This window comes from Rothia sp. HSID18069 (assembly GCF_003989155.1).
GTDB lineage: Bacteria > Actinomycetota > Actinomycetes > Actinomycetales > Micrococcaceae > Rothia > Rothia aeria.
The window spans coordinates 335,018-351,339 of the sequence record NZ_RBMG01000002.1; the positions used below are offsets into that span (position 1 = coordinate 335,018).

General features: G+C 56.9%; 12 protein-coding genes. 11 read left to right on the forward strand and 1 reads right to left on the reverse strand.

Features of this window, described 5'->3' with window-relative positions; genetic code table 11:
* Window positions 1-124 precede the first annotated feature (124 nt).
* The 6 genes from D8M41_RS07245 to D8M41_RS07270 all read left to right on the forward strand — a co-directional run bounded on the left by D8M41_RS07245 (window position 125) and on the right by D8M41_RS07270 (window position 6,387).
* Window positions 125-1,054, forward strand: a complete 930-nt coding sequence (locus tag D8M41_RS07245; protein ID WP_126926692.1) for a 3-methyladenine DNA glycosylase — start codon at window positions 125-127, stop codon at window positions 1,052-1,054.
* 211 nt (window positions 1,055-1,265) lie between these two features.
* The gene (gene purS, locus D8M41_RS07250) at window positions 1,266-1,517 is read left to right on the forward strand and encodes a phosphoribosylformylglycinamidine synthase subunit PurS (RefSeq protein ID WP_004006543.1); all 252 of its coding nucleotides are present in this window, start codon (window positions 1,266-1,268) and stop codon (window positions 1,515-1,517) included.
* 4 nt (window positions 1,518-1,521) lie between these two features.
* Window positions 1,522-2,334 (forward strand): phosphoribosylformylglycinamidine synthase subunit PurQ, encoded by an 813-nt coding sequence (gene purQ, locus D8M41_RS07255; RefSeq protein WP_126926693.1) that lies wholly within the window; start codon window positions 1,522-1,524, stop codon window positions 2,332-2,334.
* A gap of 29 nt (window positions 2,335-2,363) precedes the next feature.
* Window positions 2,364-4,682, forward strand: coding sequence for a phosphoribosylformylglycinamidine synthase subunit PurL (purL, locus tag D8M41_RS07260; RefSeq protein ID WP_094758650.1), 2,319 nt, complete (start codon window positions 2,364-2,366; stop codon window positions 4,680-4,682).
* A 287-nt stretch (window positions 4,683-4,969) separates the two neighbouring features.
* Entirely contained in the window at window positions 4,970-5,179 is a 210-nt protein-coding gene (locus D8M41_RS07265; protein ID WP_126499555.1) for a type II toxin-antitoxin system Y4mF family antitoxin, read from the forward strand.
* Window positions 5,179-6,387 carry a type II toxin-antitoxin system HipA family toxin gene (locus D8M41_RS07270; RefSeq protein ID WP_126926694.1) on the forward strand — a complete coding sequence of 403 codons (1,209 nt, stop codon included), beginning with the start codon at window positions 5,179-5,181 and terminating at the stop codon, window positions 6,385-6,387. Before D8M41_RS07265 ends, D8M41_RS07270 begins: the two co-directional genes overlap by 1 nt.
* 300 nt (window positions 6,388-6,687) lie before the next feature.
* On the opposite strand, the gene D8M41_RS07275 is transcribed toward D8M41_RS07270, so the two are convergent.
* Complete coding sequence (locus D8M41_RS07275) at window positions 6,688-7,341, reverse strand: biliverdin-producing heme oxygenase (RefSeq protein WP_023133632.1); 654 nt, start codon at window positions 7,339-7,341, stop codon at window positions 6,688-6,690.
* Between the two features lie 252 nt (window positions 7,342-7,593).
* On the opposite strand from D8M41_RS07275, the gene D8M41_RS07280 reads away from it, so the two are divergent.
* From D8M41_RS07280 to D8M41_RS07300, 5 genes are all read left to right on the forward strand, one after another.
* Window positions 7,594-10,014: an HtaA domain-containing protein gene (locus tag D8M41_RS07280; RefSeq protein ID WP_126926695.1), complete on the forward strand. Its 2,421-nt coding sequence runs from the start codon at window positions 7,594-7,596 to the stop codon at window positions 10,012-10,014.
* A 113-nt stretch (window positions 10,015-10,127) separates the two neighbouring features.
* Entirely contained in the window at window positions 10,128-11,291 is a 1,164-nt protein-coding gene (locus tag D8M41_RS07285) for a heme/hemin ABC transporter substrate-binding protein (protein WP_126926696.1), read from the forward strand.
* Complete coding sequence (locus D8M41_RS07290) at window positions 11,291-12,442, forward strand: FecCD family ABC transporter permease (RefSeq protein ID WP_238693493.1); 1,152 nt, start codon at window positions 11,291-11,293, stop codon at window positions 12,440-12,442. The genes D8M41_RS07285 and D8M41_RS07290 overlap by 1 nt, the downstream gene beginning before the upstream one ends.
* Window positions 12,442-13,203 carry a heme ABC transporter ATP-binding protein gene (locus tag D8M41_RS07295; RefSeq protein ID WP_126926751.1) on the forward strand — a complete coding sequence of 254 codons (762 nt, stop codon included), beginning with the start codon at window positions 12,442-12,444 and terminating at the stop codon, window positions 13,201-13,203. The genes D8M41_RS07290 and D8M41_RS07295 overlap by 1 nt, the downstream gene beginning before the upstream one ends.
* Before the next feature lie 187 nt (window positions 13,204-13,390).
* Window positions 13,391-15,946, forward strand: a complete 2,556-nt coding sequence (locus D8M41_RS07300) for an HAD-IC family P-type ATPase (protein WP_126926697.1) — start codon at window positions 13,391-13,393, stop codon at window positions 15,944-15,946.
* Window positions 15,947-16,322 lie beyond the last annotated feature (376 nt).

Below are 16,322 nucleotides of genomic sequence, written 5' to 3' on the forward strand. Positions count from 1 at the left end.
TCTCAGTCGAAATTCCTCTGGATGCAGTACACCCCCATACACGACACTTGGTAAGCGTTGCCTTTTATAGCCAGTAATTTTGTATTGTCTGTAGCGTATTTAGCGGATAGTTTAATCTAGAAGGATGGCTGAGGTATTGAAGGTTCTTAATGGCCCGCAGTGGCGTACTTATGCGAAGGAGCATGAGCGCCGGGCGGGTCGTTTTGCTGACCCGTTTGTGCGTCGGCGCGAGCAGGGGCAGGCGCATCCGGTTGAGGATTTTCTGTTTACGTACTACACGCTCAAGCCTGGTCAGTTCAAACGCTGGCATCCTGGGGCGGGTGTCATTCTGCTGGATGCCGCCGAACGTGTCAGCTGGAAGTTCTACCGTGCGGCAACCGAAGACGAGCTCGTCTTAGCCGGGCTCTCCCCCGACGATGCACACACCCATGCCGAACGCGGTGACGCGGTTCTCGTGGACGTACCCCAATTCGTGGACAAACGCGGTACCGCCCTCACGTTCACCCGCGAAATCTTGGGCAACACAGCCGATAAGAAGGCATTCTTCGGGTGCTTTGGTATGCACGAATGGGCGATGGCGTATAAATCGGTTCAGAACAATATTCGTCACGACTACCTGGATTTGCGTTTGGGTGCTGAAGGCACCGACCGGGTGGTTGAGTCGCACCGCATCCGCTGCTCGCATTTCGATGCGTTCCGGTTTTTCATGCCTCAGGCGGCACCCATGAACGAGCTGCAGCCCACCCGTGAAACACAGCGCACCATGGAGCAGCCCGCCTGCCTGCACGCCAACATGGATATTTATAAGTGGGCATACAAGCTGATCCCGCTCATCGATTCGGCGCTCGTGATGGACTGTTTTGAGCTTGCCTGGGATGCGCGCGAACTCGATATGCGCGCCGCACCGTACGACCTTCTCGATTGGGGCTATGAGCCTATTAAGGTAGAGACCCCCGAGGGTAAAGCCGAGTATGTGCAGCATCAACGCGAGCTGTCGGAACGTTCAGTGGCGCTGCGGCGACGTCTGCTGACCACCATAAACACATTCTTGTAATTACACGTTTACATCTAGCTGCATCCCGGCCCCGTCTGTTGGCGGTGCCTGCCAGGCATTGTTGTGAAAGCAGTTTTGCCGGTGTTCTCGTGCCGTACCAGCCCGTGAAATAGAGTTATGTCTGCGCGCTTTTTCACGGCGGCACTTCAAGGCTTGCGGTACCATTAAAGACGGCTCAACCAAAACTCACGCACCCAAGGAGTGCCCACACATGGCCCGTATTGTTGTTGATGTTATGCTCAAGCCCGAAATTCTTGACCCGCAGGGTAAAGCTATCGCTCACGAGCTGCCCCGTATCGGTCTAAATTCCTTCACTGACGTTCGCCAAGGCAAACGTTTTGAGCTGACCGTCGAAGGCGAAGCTACCGAAGAGCATCTTGCGCAGGCACGCCAAGCGGCAGAAGAGCTGCTCTCAAATCCCGTCATCGAAGACGTTGTGAATGTCTCGGTTCTGGAGGACTAAGAGCATGGCAGAATCACTCGCAGCACACGAAGTTCCCCTTGTTGGCGACTTCAGCGTCTCGGCACCCAACCCCGAGTTTGCTGATGCGCGCATCGGCGTTATTACTTTCCCCGGCACCCTTGATGACCGTGATGCGGCGCGTGCAGTACGGTTAGCGGGCGGAACCGTCGTCGAACTTTGGCATGACGACGAAGATCTCAAAAACGTTGATGCCGTCATCATTCCCGGCGGTTTCTCCTATGGCGATTATCTGCGTGCGGGCGCTATCGCCGCGAAAGCACCCGTCATGCATTCGGTCATCGCAGCAGCAAACGCGGCGGGGACATCGGGGTCCGCTCCCCTGCCGGTGCTGGGTATCTGCAATGGTTTTCAGATTCTTACCGAGTCGCATCTGCTCCCCGGTTCCATGATTAAGAACGATCACCGCAAGTTCATTTGCCGTGACCAAACCCTGCGCATCGAAAATAACGCCACCTCGTGGACCGGATCTTACGAACCCGGGCAAGAGATTGTGGTTCCGCTCAAGAACCAGGACGGTCAATACGTGGCGGACGCCAAAACTTTAGAGGCGCTCGAAGCCGAGAATCGCGTCGTGTTCCGATACGTGGGTTTCAACCCGAACGGTTCACGCCACGATATTGCCGGTATCAGCAACGAACGCGGAAACGTCATCGGTCTGATGCCCCACCCAGAACACGCGGTTGAGCCCGGTTTTGGTCCCTCATCCTCCGGATTCGGTGATGTTTCACTACGAGGCGGTGCCGACGGCTTGGGCGTCTTCACCTCCGTTCTTTCCAACCTGATTAACGCCCGCTAGACGCACGACGACAAGGATAGACACAAGCGATGAGCGAGAAGCAGTTTAACCTCGATACCGTCGAGCATGCGGCGGAAACCCCCGATACCGAACTCCCCTGGGCAGAGCTGGGGTTAAAGGAAAACGAGTTCGAAGACATTAAGAAGATTCTGGGCCGCCGCCCGACCGCGGCCGAGCTGGCCATGTACTCGGTCATGTGGTCCGAGCATTGCTCCTACAAATCCTCGAAAGTGCACCTGAAGCAATTCGGCGCCAAGGTTACCGATGAGATGAAAAAAGACCTGATGGTCGGCATCGGCGAGAACGCTGGCGTAACCGATATCGGCGATGGGTGGGCGGTAACCTTCAAGATCGAGTCACACAACCATCCCTCCTATGTTGAGCCTTATCAGGGTGCGGCAACCGGCGTAGGCGGTATTGTGCGTGACATTATTTCGATGGGTGCACGCCCGATCGCGGTTATGGACCCGCTACGTTTTGGCGCTATCGACCACCCGGATACCGCCCGCGTGGTCGGCGGTGTGGTTGCGGGCATCGGCGGCTACGGCAACTCTCTGGGTCTGCCCAATATTGGCGGCGAAACCGAATTTGACGCCTGCTACCAGGCAAACCCCCTCGTCAATGCCCTGGCGGTCGGTATTATGCGCCACGAAGATATTCGCCTGGCAAACGCATCCGGCGTGGGCAATCAGGTAGTGCTCTTCGGGGCACGCACCGGCGGCGACGGTATTGGCGGCGCATCCGTACTGGCTTCAGAGTCCTTTGACGATACCAAGCCCTCCAAGCGACCCGCCGTGCAGGTAGGCGATCCCTTCGCCGAGAAGGTTCTGATCGAATGCTGCCTGGAACTCTTCAAGGGTTCCGTGGTCGAAGGCATTCAGGATCTCGGCGCTGCCGGTATCTCCTGTGCAACCAGCGAGCTCGCCTCCAACGGCGAGGGCGGCATGCATGTAGACCTTACCAAAGTACTCTTGCGAGACCCCACCTTAACCCCCGGCGAAATTCTGATGTCGGAATCGCAGGAACGCATGATGGCGGTCGTTTCGCCCGAGAACGTCGAGCGTTTTGAGGCGATTATGAAGAAGTGGGGCGTGGAGTACTCCTTCTTGGGAGAGGTGACCGATACCGGCCGTCTGATCATTGAATGGGACGGCCAGGTGATCGTTGATGTAGACCCGCGTACCGTGGCGCACGACGGTCCCACCTATGAGCGTCCCTATGCGCGCCCGGCTGGTCAGGATGCACTCCAGGCAGATCATTTCACCGGCTCCGCTGCCGACGATGCACGCCCGCGCGGCGAACAGCTGGGCGAGGCTATCAAGGCGTTCATGGCGTCCCCGAATATGTGCTCCAAGTCCTGGATCACCAATCAATACGACCGCTACGTGCAGGGCAACACAGCCCTCTCTATGCCGGATGATTCAGGTGTGGTGCGTGTGGATGAGCACACCAATTTGGGGGTCGCGCTGGCGACTGACGCATCACCACGTTTTACCTACCTTGACCCGTATGAGGGCGCGCGCGCATCCCTGGCGGAGGCCTACCGTAATGTGGCAACCGTGGGTGCCCGCCCGGTCGCGGTTTCGGACTGCTTGAACTTCGGTTCCCCCGAAGATCCAGACGTCATGTGGCAGTTTGCCGAAGCCGTGCGCGGTCTTGCCGACGGCTGCATGGAGCTGGGTGTTCCGGTCACCGGCGGCAATGTTTCGCTGTACAACCAGACCGGCGGTAAGGCCATTAATCCGACCCCCGTGGTCGCGATGATGGGCGTAATGGACGACGTTACCCGGCGCACCCCCTCGGGTTGGGCCCCGGAACACGACGGTCAGGCCATCTACCTGCTGGGTACCACGCGTGATGAGCTGGACGGCTCAGAATGGGCACGTTTCAAGGGCCACTTGGGTGGTCTGCCCCCGAAGGTTGATCTGGCGGTTGAACGTCAGCTTGGCGATATGCTCGTGAACATGTCGCGTGACGGCATGATCGATGCGGCACACGACGTTGCCGCCGGTGGCCTTGCCGCAGCACTCGCGGAAGCATGCCTGCGTTTCAACACTGGGGCGCGCATCGGGCTGGGCGAAGTTGCCGAACGCGACGGGCTCGATTTGTTCACCCTGCTGTTCTCGGAGTCCTTAGGCCGCGTGGTGGTTTCCGTCCCGCGCTCTGAGGAGGTACGTTTCAAGGATATGTGCACCGCCCGGCAATTCCCGTTCGCGCGCATCGGCGTAGTGGATGCGCTCTCGAACGCGCTGGACTTCCAAAACGAGGTTTCCATCAACCTTGATGAGCTGCGTGCCGCTCACGAAGGCACCATGGCAGCTCACTTTGGTGAGGTGGCGCAGGGCTAGAGCACCTGCAACATGCCCCTTGGGGCTCAAAGCGGCGGGCTGCACCGTTGCATTGAGCCTCAAGGGGCTTCTTTAGTCTGTGCCGGAGAAAGACTTTCCCCAACACCCCTGCAAAAACGGCAGAATATTGCCGAAAGTCTGCTTTATCTTCCCTGCCAGTCACCCCATACCTTGAAATCGGCAATATTTTACCGATTTACTCAAAAAATCCAGCTTTTCATTCGCTATACTAATAAATCGGCAGTATTTCACCGGTTTACTTGACCGGGATTAGATAAGGAGAGGTAGTGGCACGAGAACTCACTGGAACACTTGCCCAAGTGGTAAGGGCGCACCGGCGTGAGCTCAAACTTACTCAAGAGTATTTGGCACTTCTTGCGGGAGTCTCAGAGCGTACTATCCGAGACCTCGAAAAGGGTCGCGAATCCGTTGCCTTCAGTAAAGTAAGCACCGTACTTGATACCCTCGGTATCGATCTCATCTTGAGGGAGCGCTAATGCCTGAAATCCTCGCAGATGTTTACAAGAAAGGGATTCTCGCCGGGCACTTTTCTCGAACCGACGATGGAGCCACAGCTTACACCTATGCGAGTACGTACCTGGAAACTAACAGCAAGCCCCTATCCCCCACCCTGCCGCTCTCCACAGACTCGTACCGCAGGGAAGGTGGGGCGCTACCACCATTTTTTACCGGGCTTTTACCCGAAGGACGTCGTCTAACAGGCCTTCGGAAACACCTCAAAACTTCAGCAGATGATGAGCTTGGGATGCTCATTGCTGTCGGGGAGGACACCGTGGGAGATGTACAGATAGTTTCTCCCAACACCCAGCCTGCTCAGCTAGTCATTCCTGATGCAGGCGAACTCATTCAAAGTGAGGACTTTCAGACCATAACATTTTCAGAGCTAATAAACCGGCATAGTATGATTGACCCTGCGGCCATACCGGGAGTTCAAGACAAGGTCTCTGGAAAGATGCTTACTCTTCCACTACGTAGCAGTGAGGATTTCTACCTTCTTAAAATTTCTCCTCCAGAATACCCTCAAGTAGTTGAAAATGAGTCTTTCTTTCTAAAAGCAGCGAGCCGCATTCACGCTTCTCCTCAAGTCGTCTCTCACCGTCTTGTACATGATGCAACGGGCCGCTCAGGAATTCTAATACGCCGTTTTGACCGTTATATTGATGAGCATGGTATAGCGCATCGTCTTGCAGCCGAAGACGCATGTCAACTCAGTAATCGTTACCCCTCCGACAAGTACCTTTTAACCGCAGAACAATGTTCTGAAGCCCTACTGACCCAGGTGTTTTCACCCCGCATTGCAGCTCCCGAGGTTTTCCGCCAGTTTGTCTATGCGTGGCTTACCGGAAACGGCGATCTGCATGCCAAAAACCTGTCAATTGTGGAGAATCGTAAAGGGCAGTATGAGCTATCCCCCATCTACGATATCCCTTCAACCGCCCCGTACGGGGACAAAAGCATGGCGCTTCTTCTAAGCGGGAAAAAAGATGGTTTATCGCGGCGTAGGTTTCTGACATTTGCACATAACATAGGTGTGTCATCCAGGGTTGCCGAGCATGTGCTTGAAGAAGTTCTTACAGGCACCGAACACCTAGCCGAACAAGCACGTGAAGAGTTGCCATTCGATTCACACCGCATGAAGGAGCTTCTCAAAGTTTTGAAGAACCGGCGCAGGTCCCTGCTATAGCCGCGCTGACTTTATACACCACGACACCCCATCTTTTGGACGGTTCTCAAGCCTTCAATGTGCAGCATGTCTTTATGTCATATTTCGGCGGGGAACCGTAATTCTGACGTGTTTTTAATAACCTATCCGCCGGTGGGCTAGGCAATGGTGTGGAGCAGAAGATGGAGCACTGCAGGTATGAAATACGCCGGTGGTGCGCCCGCGAACTAGCGCACTACCGGCGGTGCCGCACGAGCCCGAACTGCCCCGTGAAGGGCGGGTATTTTACGAGCTCAGCGGAGGCTGTTTTATTAGCTGCCGCTAGGACAGGCGGCCCAGCTGCGCAAAGAGTGATGCATTAATGCGGAAGCCTTCGACGGTTTCGTCAATGAGGGCCTGCCGCTGCTCTTCGGTCAGGGGCGCGTTATCGAGCAGTTCCCGGTAACCATCTTTGAAAATTTTGGGCTTGGGCAGTTCAGTGAACCGGTACATGCTCAGCGCCTCGGCGGGAATGCCGTAGTGGCGCGCCACCAGTGCAGCGATTGCCTGACCACCCGATAGGTCCCCCAAGTAGCGCAGGTAGTGGTGCGCTAGGAAGCGTTCAGGAACGTTGGCGGTGGCGTTAATTCGTTCCACATATTCGATAGTTGCCGGCAGCGGCGCGTCAATATCCTGCTGCCCTAGTGCACGGATGTCGTTGCGGATGCTCGCGGCGCGGTCGAGCCCTTCAATGGTGAAGGGGTCGGTGATGGGGTTGCCTGCCTCACGCAGGTTTGCGGAGATCGCTTCCAGAGCCTCGTAAATGTAGGTGTACTGGTTGATCAGGCGCAGGTAGGCGGCGGTATCGAGTTTACCTCCCATGAGGTCTTCCATGAAGGTGGAGTGCTCGGCATTGTCGTGCACATTTTTGGTGCCCGCTTTGAGGCGGGCAGAGAAACGTTCGTTAGTTGTTTCAGGTGCGCAGGTAGTAGTCATAGCGGGTTCCTTAGTTGAGTTTGAGGGTTTGCGGCGCCAAATTTTTTACTGACACCGTGTCATCAAGTTTCGCTAATGACATATTGTCACTAAAACTTGGTTTTGGCAATACCCCTACCAAAATTTCTGCTAAGGTAACCCTTAGAGAGCTCGCATGCCGCCTTAGACGCCTATTACGTTACACAAATCTTCTCTAATAGGTCTAGACTGGAAGCGAACATCACATCACCCTTTCGAAAAGAGAGTAGTCACATGTCTGTCTCACTCAGCGCCAAGCGCTCCTGGGCGTTCTTAGCCAGTGCCGCCGTCGGCCTTGGCAGTATCGCCTCCACACCCGTCGCATTCGCAGATACCACAACCACATCCGTAGCCTCTCAAACGCAGGTGCACAACACCGCAGATTCTTTCACTCAAGCAGAAACAACATGGGGGCTCAGAGATTCCTTCCGCGACTACTTGCTGAGAGGAGTCGCACAAGGCACCCAAAAGCTAGCCAGAGTCGGCACTAACCCCAAGGGTGAATACACTTTCGGCGAGTTTGACGCCTCCAAGAGCAGAGTCACCGACGACGGCTATGAGATCGTCTACACCGGAAGCAAAATCCACTACACCGGGCACCACGGCGTGCTGGAAACCATCATCACCGACTTCAGCATCATTATCAGCAAAGACGGCAAGGGTGAGGTGCGCGCCAATGTTCAGTCCCGCCCCTACGAAGGCACAACACCGCAGCCGCTGAAGTCATACCAGAATATTAAACTGGGCACTTTCGACGCTTCAGACCTCAAACACGACGGCAATAACATTTCTCTTGCCGCCAGCGACAAAACCAAAGTAATCCTCGCCGAAGAGGCTACCCCTGTTTTTGCTGGCTTCTATGATGCAGGGCAGAAACTAGACGCTATCTCGTTCAGTGGGCGTATCGCTCGGGGATCCACAGAGACTCCCGCCCAGCCATCACCCAGCGAGAAGCCCACCACACCGGCACCGGCTCCTAAGACGAACACCGTTCAGCCGGAAGCGCCAAAAACCGACCAGCAACCGGCTGCCGATGCCCCCAAGGCCGAAGAGAAACCCGCAGCCCCAACGCCCACAGCACCCGCAGCCCCGGCCCTGCCCAATAACAGCACGAACACCGCCAAAGGGCATGTGGTTGAGTCCGGCTCCATGCAGTGGGGTATCCGTGATTCCTTCCTGCGTTACCTGTCAACTCTCGCACGCGGCAGCATCCAGGTCAGCGGTATGGAGAAAACCAATGCTGGCGGGCTGAACTGGACCAAGGCATCCGGGGCCTTCGACCCGGCCACCCAAACCGGCCAGATCTCGTTCGCTGGCGAGGTGCATATCACCGGGCACCACGGGCAGCTCGACAGCACATTCAGTAACACCCGTCTTGTCGCTGTCAACGGCAAGGGCTATTTGGTGGTGGATGCCGAGGCACTAAACCTTAAGGGCGAACACAATACGTTCAAAGACCTCATAATGGCCGAGGTGGATCTGAGCGGCGCCTCCTACGAGAACAACGTTTTTAAGCTCTCGAACGCGGCCGTAACCGTGACTGTTGCCGGTTCGAATGCTCTCTTTGCGGGCCAGTACAGCGACGCTGATAAGCGCGCCATGGCACCGTTGAACCTGTCGGTGAAGCTTGGGGAGCAGCTGACGGATCTTAACGTAAGTCAGCCTGACATCGCCAAAGCTAATCAGGGCGGCGGCAACACCCCGCAGCTACCCGGTGCTGGTGATAATAGCGATAGCACAGCCAGTGGCGGTTCGGGGGTATCTTCCTCCGACTCCTCAAATAGTGGCGACGCTTCTTCCAGTAGTACCCTAAGCAGCGGCGGCTCAGGCTCGGGCACAACCGTCTCCACCAACCCGGCCCAGCCGGTATGCGTGCCCGTCACCCGAACCCGTAAGGTTGCGGTCGCCCCAACGACCGCAGCAAAAGACGTGGCATCCGCCTCAGACGGTAAGGTCGTCACGGCTGAACTGGGCTGGGGTGTGAAAGATTCGTTCCGCTCCTATGTACGCGGCGGTATCGCCAACGGTAACTGGGATTTGAGCGGAACCACTTTTGCTCATAATACGTTCAACTGGTCAAGCGGCTCCGGAACGGTGAAAAACGGTAAGGGCTCAGTATCGTTTACTGGTTCGATCCATTTCACCGGCCACCATGGCGTACTCGACAGCACAATCGCCAACCCGCGCCTTGACATTAACGGCTCTAAGGGCGTCCTGTACGCGACCCTGACCAGCAACAATATGGAAGGCAAATCCAACAGCTACGGGGAAGTTGCCTTACTGGATGTTGACCTGAGCGGTTTGCAGACCTCTAACGGGTCGGTCTCCGTCAAGGGTGCATCAACCAAACTGACCGAGGCGGGGGCTAAATCATTCGCCGGTTTCTACTCCGCTGGGCAGGACATGTCCCCGCTGAGCTTCAACGCTTCGCTCTCAAAGAGCGGCGAGTCGAGCACACCCGCTGCAGCACAGCCGACCGAGAAGACCATCACCGAAACCGTGTATGAGGGTGAAGGGTGCGATAAGAAGCCTCTGGCTCATACGGGTGCTAGCGGCGTGCAGAGCAGTGTTGCCGGTGGCGTCTCAGCGTTGCTCACCGGGGTGGGTGCGCTGTTCTATGTGCGTCGTTCACGTGCTCAGACATCCGATAACTAGGGCGTAGCGTGCACTGCTTGGGGTGCGGTGAAGGTGAAGAAGCCCGCCGCACCCCTCAACTTATTTCGCATCATTATTCACACTATTCGCAATATTTTTGAGAGTGAACTCGTATGTTTATCCATTCACTAGTGAGCGGCATCAAAGCCCCCAGCTGTTTCTCAAAGAAAATTGCTGCCCTCATGATGGCGGCGTTGCTTTTCACCCTATCCGCGTGCGGCATCGGTACCCAGAACCCGAATAATGCCGCCTCATCACAGACGATAGTTAGTGAGGAACAAAGCAGCGCTGTCCTCGCTGAACTAGCCCAACAACTTAAAGACGGCAAGGCCGCTCACCCGAAAGAAGTGACCGGCCCCTCAAGCGCAAAGAACACCCCCGAGGTGCAGGCAATGGTGGACACCCCCACCCCGCAGCTGCCGGTAACTTTTAAGGACTACACCGGTAAAGAGGTGACTGTTAAGTCAGCGGAACGCATCCTGGCCCTCGATACGTACGGGACTCTGGCACAGGATGTGATAGCTCTCGGCTTGGGCGGACGACTGGTGGGGCGTACAGTCTCTAACACGGAGCAGTCGCTCTCGAAGCTTCCGGTGATGACTCAGAACGGGCACGATCTCAACGTTGAGGCTATTCTCTCCGCCAAACCAGACGTGGTGTTCCTCGACTCGTCAGCTTCTTCACGTGATGCGGCGCAGAAACTGGAAAGCTCCGGTATTACGGTGGTACTGACCGACACGAATCGTAAAATGAACCTCATTATTCCCCAGCTCAAGCTGGTGGCGCAGGCCCTCGGCGTGCAGGAGGCGGGGAATACGGTGGCTGAACGCATCCAAAAAGACCTTGACTACGCAACCACCACTTTGAAGGAAGTCGCGCCGCAGGGAGATCAGCGCCTGTCGATGGCTTTTCTGTATGTGCGCGGTAACTCGGGAGTGTTCTTCGTGCTTGGAGACGGCTACGGCGCAGATGAGCTGATCACTGCCGTAGGCGGTCGAGGCGTCGCCGCCGAGAACGGGATTAAAGAGATGACAATGGCCAACGCCGAGGCACTGGTAAAACTGAACCCAGACCTTATTCTGGTCATGAGCCGCGGCCTTAAATCCACTGGCGGCGTGGACGGGCTGGTGTCCCGCCCGGGAGTGGAGCAGACCACCGCAGGTAAGAACCGGCGCATTGTAGATATGGATGACGGTCAGATCCTCTCGTTTGGTCCGAACACCCCAGCAGTCCTGCTATCGCTGGCGAAAGCCATCTACGCCCCAGAAGGACAGTAGTGGAACACGTAGCAGAGGACTTAGCGGTTACCTCAGAAACAGCCCGGCATCAGCCAGTCGACGGAGTGGACCTCACCAAGGTGCAGAAACCCGTGGGTGCTGGGGCCCCAAAATACACAAACCCCCGACGTACCCGCGCGGTTGTGACGCTTTCGGTACTGGTTGTGACCCTCGTGACTGTCACCATAGTGTCAGCCGGGCTGGGCCAATATAATATTCCCACCGACCAGGTGCTTGCCTCGTTCGCCCGCAAATGGGGTTTCATCCCGCCACAGCAGGAGTGGGCGATCGCTGACAGCACCCTGTGGAATGTGCGTTTCCCGCGCGTGCTTTTAGCCCTGTTCGTGGGCGCTGCATTGGGCTGCTCGGGAGCTGTTATGCAGGCGGTGTTTGGCAACCCGCTGGCTGAGCCGGGAGTGGTTGGTATTTCTTCAGGTGCAGCTGTGGGTGCCTGCCTGGCTATTGTGCTGGGCCCCCAGTTGAGGGACACGTTTGCGGTACCGACCTTCGCCTTCATTGGGGCGCTAACCGCCACAGTATTGGTGTATGTTCTCTCCCGCTCGGGTGGACGCTCGCAGGTGGTGTCAATGATCCTGACCGGTATTGCGGTAACAGCGGTTGCGAATGCGGCTATCGCGTTCTGTGTTTATGTTGCTGACAGCACCAGCCGTGACGAGATCGTGTTCTGGCAGATGGGGTCGCTGAACCGGGCCAGCTGGACATCATTATCGAATATGTGGTTTGTTGTGGTTGCGGCGCTACTGGCCTGTTTCATGATCTCCGGGAAACTTGACCTTTTGGCGCTGGGCGAGCGCGCAGCACAGCATTCGGGGGTGAATGTTGAGCGTCTGAGAATGCTGGCTATCGCGGCAACAGCTCTTTTGACGGGTGCGGCGGTGGCGCATTCGGGCATTATTGCGTTTGTGGGCCTGATTATTCCGCACCTGCTGCGGCTGCTGTTGGGGCCGTCGAATAGGGTGCTGCTGCCGGCTTCTGCACTGGGCGGGGCGCTGCTGGTGTCTCTCTCTGATTTGGTGGCGCGCACGCTTATCCCGTTCTCCGATATGCCGATCGGTATTTTCACGGCACTGGTGGGTGGGCCTACGTTCTTTTTCTTGCTCCGCCGGTCGATGCGTAAGGGCGGTGTGTGATGCTGCGGGTCGAAAACATTTCGTACTCGGTGGGGTCTCGGCGCATCCTTGAGGATATTTCATTTGAGGTGCACGCGAACGAGGTGGTCTCACTAATTGGCCCGAACGGTGCGGGTAAGTCTACCTTGTTGTCGGTAATTGCTGGGGATGTGAAACAGGATTCTGGGGTGGTGCAGCTTGATGGCGCCTTGACGAGTTCGTATTCTCCACGGGATCTGGCGCGTCGCCGAGCTGTGCTGCTGCAGAAGACTCAGGTGGCGTTTTCGTATACGGTGCGTGAGGTGGTGGCGATGGGCCGCACTCCGTGGCGCGGCACCATCCGCATTGATGAGGACGAAGCTGTTATTGAGCGGATGATGATCCGCACAGAGGTGGCCCAGTTCGCTGAGCGGGATATTACGACTCTTTCTGGCGGTGAGAGCGGGCGGGCGCATCTGGCGCGCGTGTTTACGCAGCAGACTCCCCTGCTGCTTCTGGATGAGCCGACGGCAGCACTGGATATTAGGCATCAGGAGCAGACTCTCAAAAGTGCTCGTGACCTGGCGTCGGAAGGGGCCGGGGTGTTGACGGTGCTGCATGATTTGGATGTTGCCGCTGCATATTCTGACCGTATTGTGCTTTTGCGGCAGGGTCGGGTGGTGTGTGTTGGTTCCCCTGAGCAGGTGTGTACGGCGCAGCGGTTGAGTGAGGTTTATGGATATCCGATTGAGGTTTTGAAGCATCCTGTGACGGGGCGTTTGTTGATTCTGCCGCTTAGGTAGCAGGAGCCCACCCCCACATTATCTATTCTGCATAAGGAATATACTCCACTTCCCGCGTGTTTTCAGGAAACACACAGGGAGTGGGATTACCTTTTATGCCCATTGAACCGATAGACTGAAAAATAAGCTTTGCCGCCTGAGAGCGGGTCGGTAGAGGCCCGTGGCCTTTGAAGGAGAGTACTGGTTCATGAGTTCCAAGCCGCAGAGTACATCAACAGCGGATTCTGCGACCGCAGGTTTTGTTCCCGAGTACTCGGCGGATGCCCATAATGGCTCTGCGGAGCTTGCATCCTGTGGGCTGAGCACGGCCGAGGTTGAACGTGCCGTCGCAGCAGGGAAGGTAAACACACAAAACAATAAGTCTTCCCGCACCCTGTGGAGTATTATGCGGGCGCACCTGTTTACGGTGTTTAACCTGGTGCTGGGGCTGTGCGGGCTGGTCGTGATTCTGTACCAGCGTTGGGCAGATTTGCTGTTCTTATTCGCGGTGGTAGCGAACGTCATTATTGGCTTTGTGCAGGAGTACAAGGCAAAACTTGAGCTTGACCGGATTTCTCTGCTGGATCGTGCCCCGGTGTCTGTGGTGCGTGACGGCAAGCTGTCCGAGGTCCCTATGGAGACCTTGGTTGAGGGCGACGTGGTGGTGCTCAAACGTGGAGACCAGGTGCCTGCAGATGCGGTGGTGCTGACCTCTGAGTCGATGGAGCTGGATGAGTCTCTGCTCACCGGCGAGAATGACCCGATTGCTAAACGTCCTGGCGATATGGTGCTCTCGGCATCCAGTGTGTTGGCCGGTACCGGCCGCGTGCTGCTGCAGGCTGTGGGGGCTCAGTCGCGGGCGAGCAAAATCTCTGATGAGGCGCGCCAGTTCTCCCGTATCCAGTCTGAGCTGCGTGATGCGCTCGACCGCGTGGTGCGGTGGATTACTTTCGGCCTTGCCGTCATTATCCCGATCGTACTGTGGGGCCAGGTGCGTGCCGCAGGTGGCCTTGAGGTTGTGAACCGTGATGGGCTATGGGAGAACGTCGCTATCGCGGTGGTCTCTTCGGTGGCGTCAATGATTCCGCAGGGGTTGGCGCTCATGACAACCTTGGCGTTCGCGGCGGCGGCGGTGGCGCTGGGACGTAAACACAATATTTTGGTGCAGGAGCAGCCTGCTGTTGAGGTGCTCGCCCGCGTGGATACGGTGTGCTTCGATAAGACTGGGACCCTGACTGAGGGCGGTGTGATTTTCGATTCGGTGCGCCCGTTGAGCACCCCGGCCCAGACCGAGGCACCGGAGGGCGACCAGTGGCGTGCGTCCTTGCCGAAGGGCTGGGATGAGGCGCTGGCATGGTTCGGTGCCGACGAGAACGCGAACCCTACAGCAAAAGCGCTCACCGGCGGTTTTGCGGATGCGCCTGCTGAGAAGACCAGCGGAGTGGTTCCGTTTTCTTCGGCGCTGCGTTTTAGCGCGGTTGAGTTCGCCTCATCAGGGGCGTGGCTGCTGGGCGCCCCCGAGGCGCTTTTGGATCAGGGCACTATTGAGCGTGAGCGCGCCGCTGAGCTGGCATCTTTGGGGCTGCGCACTATGGTTTTGGCGCATGCCTCCGCAGTGGTGCGTAACGATGACGGCAACCCGGTGCAGCGCATACCGACCGATCATACGCCTGTGCTGTTCGTGATTTTCCGTGAGAATGTGCGCGCTGATGCCCCTGAAATCGTGGACTATTTCAATCGCCAGGGCGTAACCCTCAAGGTGTTCTCCGGTGACAACCCGTACACCGTGCAGGCAGCTGCGAAGACCGCCGGCATGGATATTTCTGCGGGCGCGATTGATGCCTCTACCCTGCCGGAAGACGGCCCGGAGCTTGCTGAGGCGGCGGAGAAATACAATATCTTTGGCCGTGTTTCGCCTGAGCAGAAGAAGAACATGGTGATCTCCCTCAAGGAGAAGGGGCACGTGGTGGCGATGACCGGCGACGGTATTAACGATGCGCTTGCCCTCAAACACGCCAACCTTGGTATTGCGATGGGTAACGCGGCACCCGCAACGAAAGCCGTCTCGCGCCTGGTGCTTCTGGACGGCAAGTTCTCTTCACTTCCCGCCGCCTTGGAGCAAGGCCGCCAGGTGATTGCGAATATTGAGATGGTGGCGAACCTGTTCCTGACCAAGACGGGCTTTGCGATCCTGCTGGGCGTGACCTTTGGTCTGATGGGGCTGATCTTCCCGTTCCTGCCCCGCCAATACTCGACCGCGGATTTCCTGATTGTTGGGGCATCCTCTTTCGCGCTGGCACTGCTGCCGAACTCCCGCCGCTATGTTCCAGGGTTTTTGCACCGTGTGCTGAACTATACGGTTCCGAACTCCATTATTGTGGTGGCGATGCTTCTGACCGTGAATTTGGCGGCGCTTCTGGTGTTCCCGGGAACCGATATGCGGCAGGTGCAGACTGCTTCTTTTATCACCCTGGTGATTATGGGATTGTGGAACCTTGCGGCAGTGTCTAGGCCGTTTAACAAGGCACGTATCCTGCTGTTTGGGGCGCTGCTTGCCGTATTCTTTGCGGCGTTATTGGTTCCGGTTTTGGTGCGGTACCACCAGTTTGAGGCTCCGTCGGCGCTATTGTTGTGGCTGTCGGTGGGTGCTGGTGTTTTAGGGGCGGTGCTGATTGAGGTGAATGCGCACCGCTCGCGCCGCTGGCAGAAGCGTCATTACCCAGACCTTGAGGTGGCGCCTCTGCGGTTCTTCCCGCAGAAGTAGCAACTGGGGCTTTGGTGAGCACGCCGTGTGTTTGTGCATCTTAGCGGGTGCACGGATGCACGGCGTGTCTGGGTTTTGCCGCGCCTGTGGGTCTGTGTGTAGTTTTTGGTTCTTCTTGCTTTCTGAGGCAAAACCGATTACAGTACTGATAAAACTTAAGGTTGTTTTGAACAGCCTTTAGCACAGGGTTGTTACTGGTTTGGCAGGCAAGACCTGAGTTACTCCGCCACGGGGCGTATTTTACGTTGGTGGCACCCGTGTATTCGGGCACCCTTATACGGGTGTTGCGCACGGTGAAGGAGCTGACTCGGGTCTTTTTTGTTTTCCAGGTTGCGTCTTTTGGCAACAGCCCGCACAGACAATATCGCTAATTATC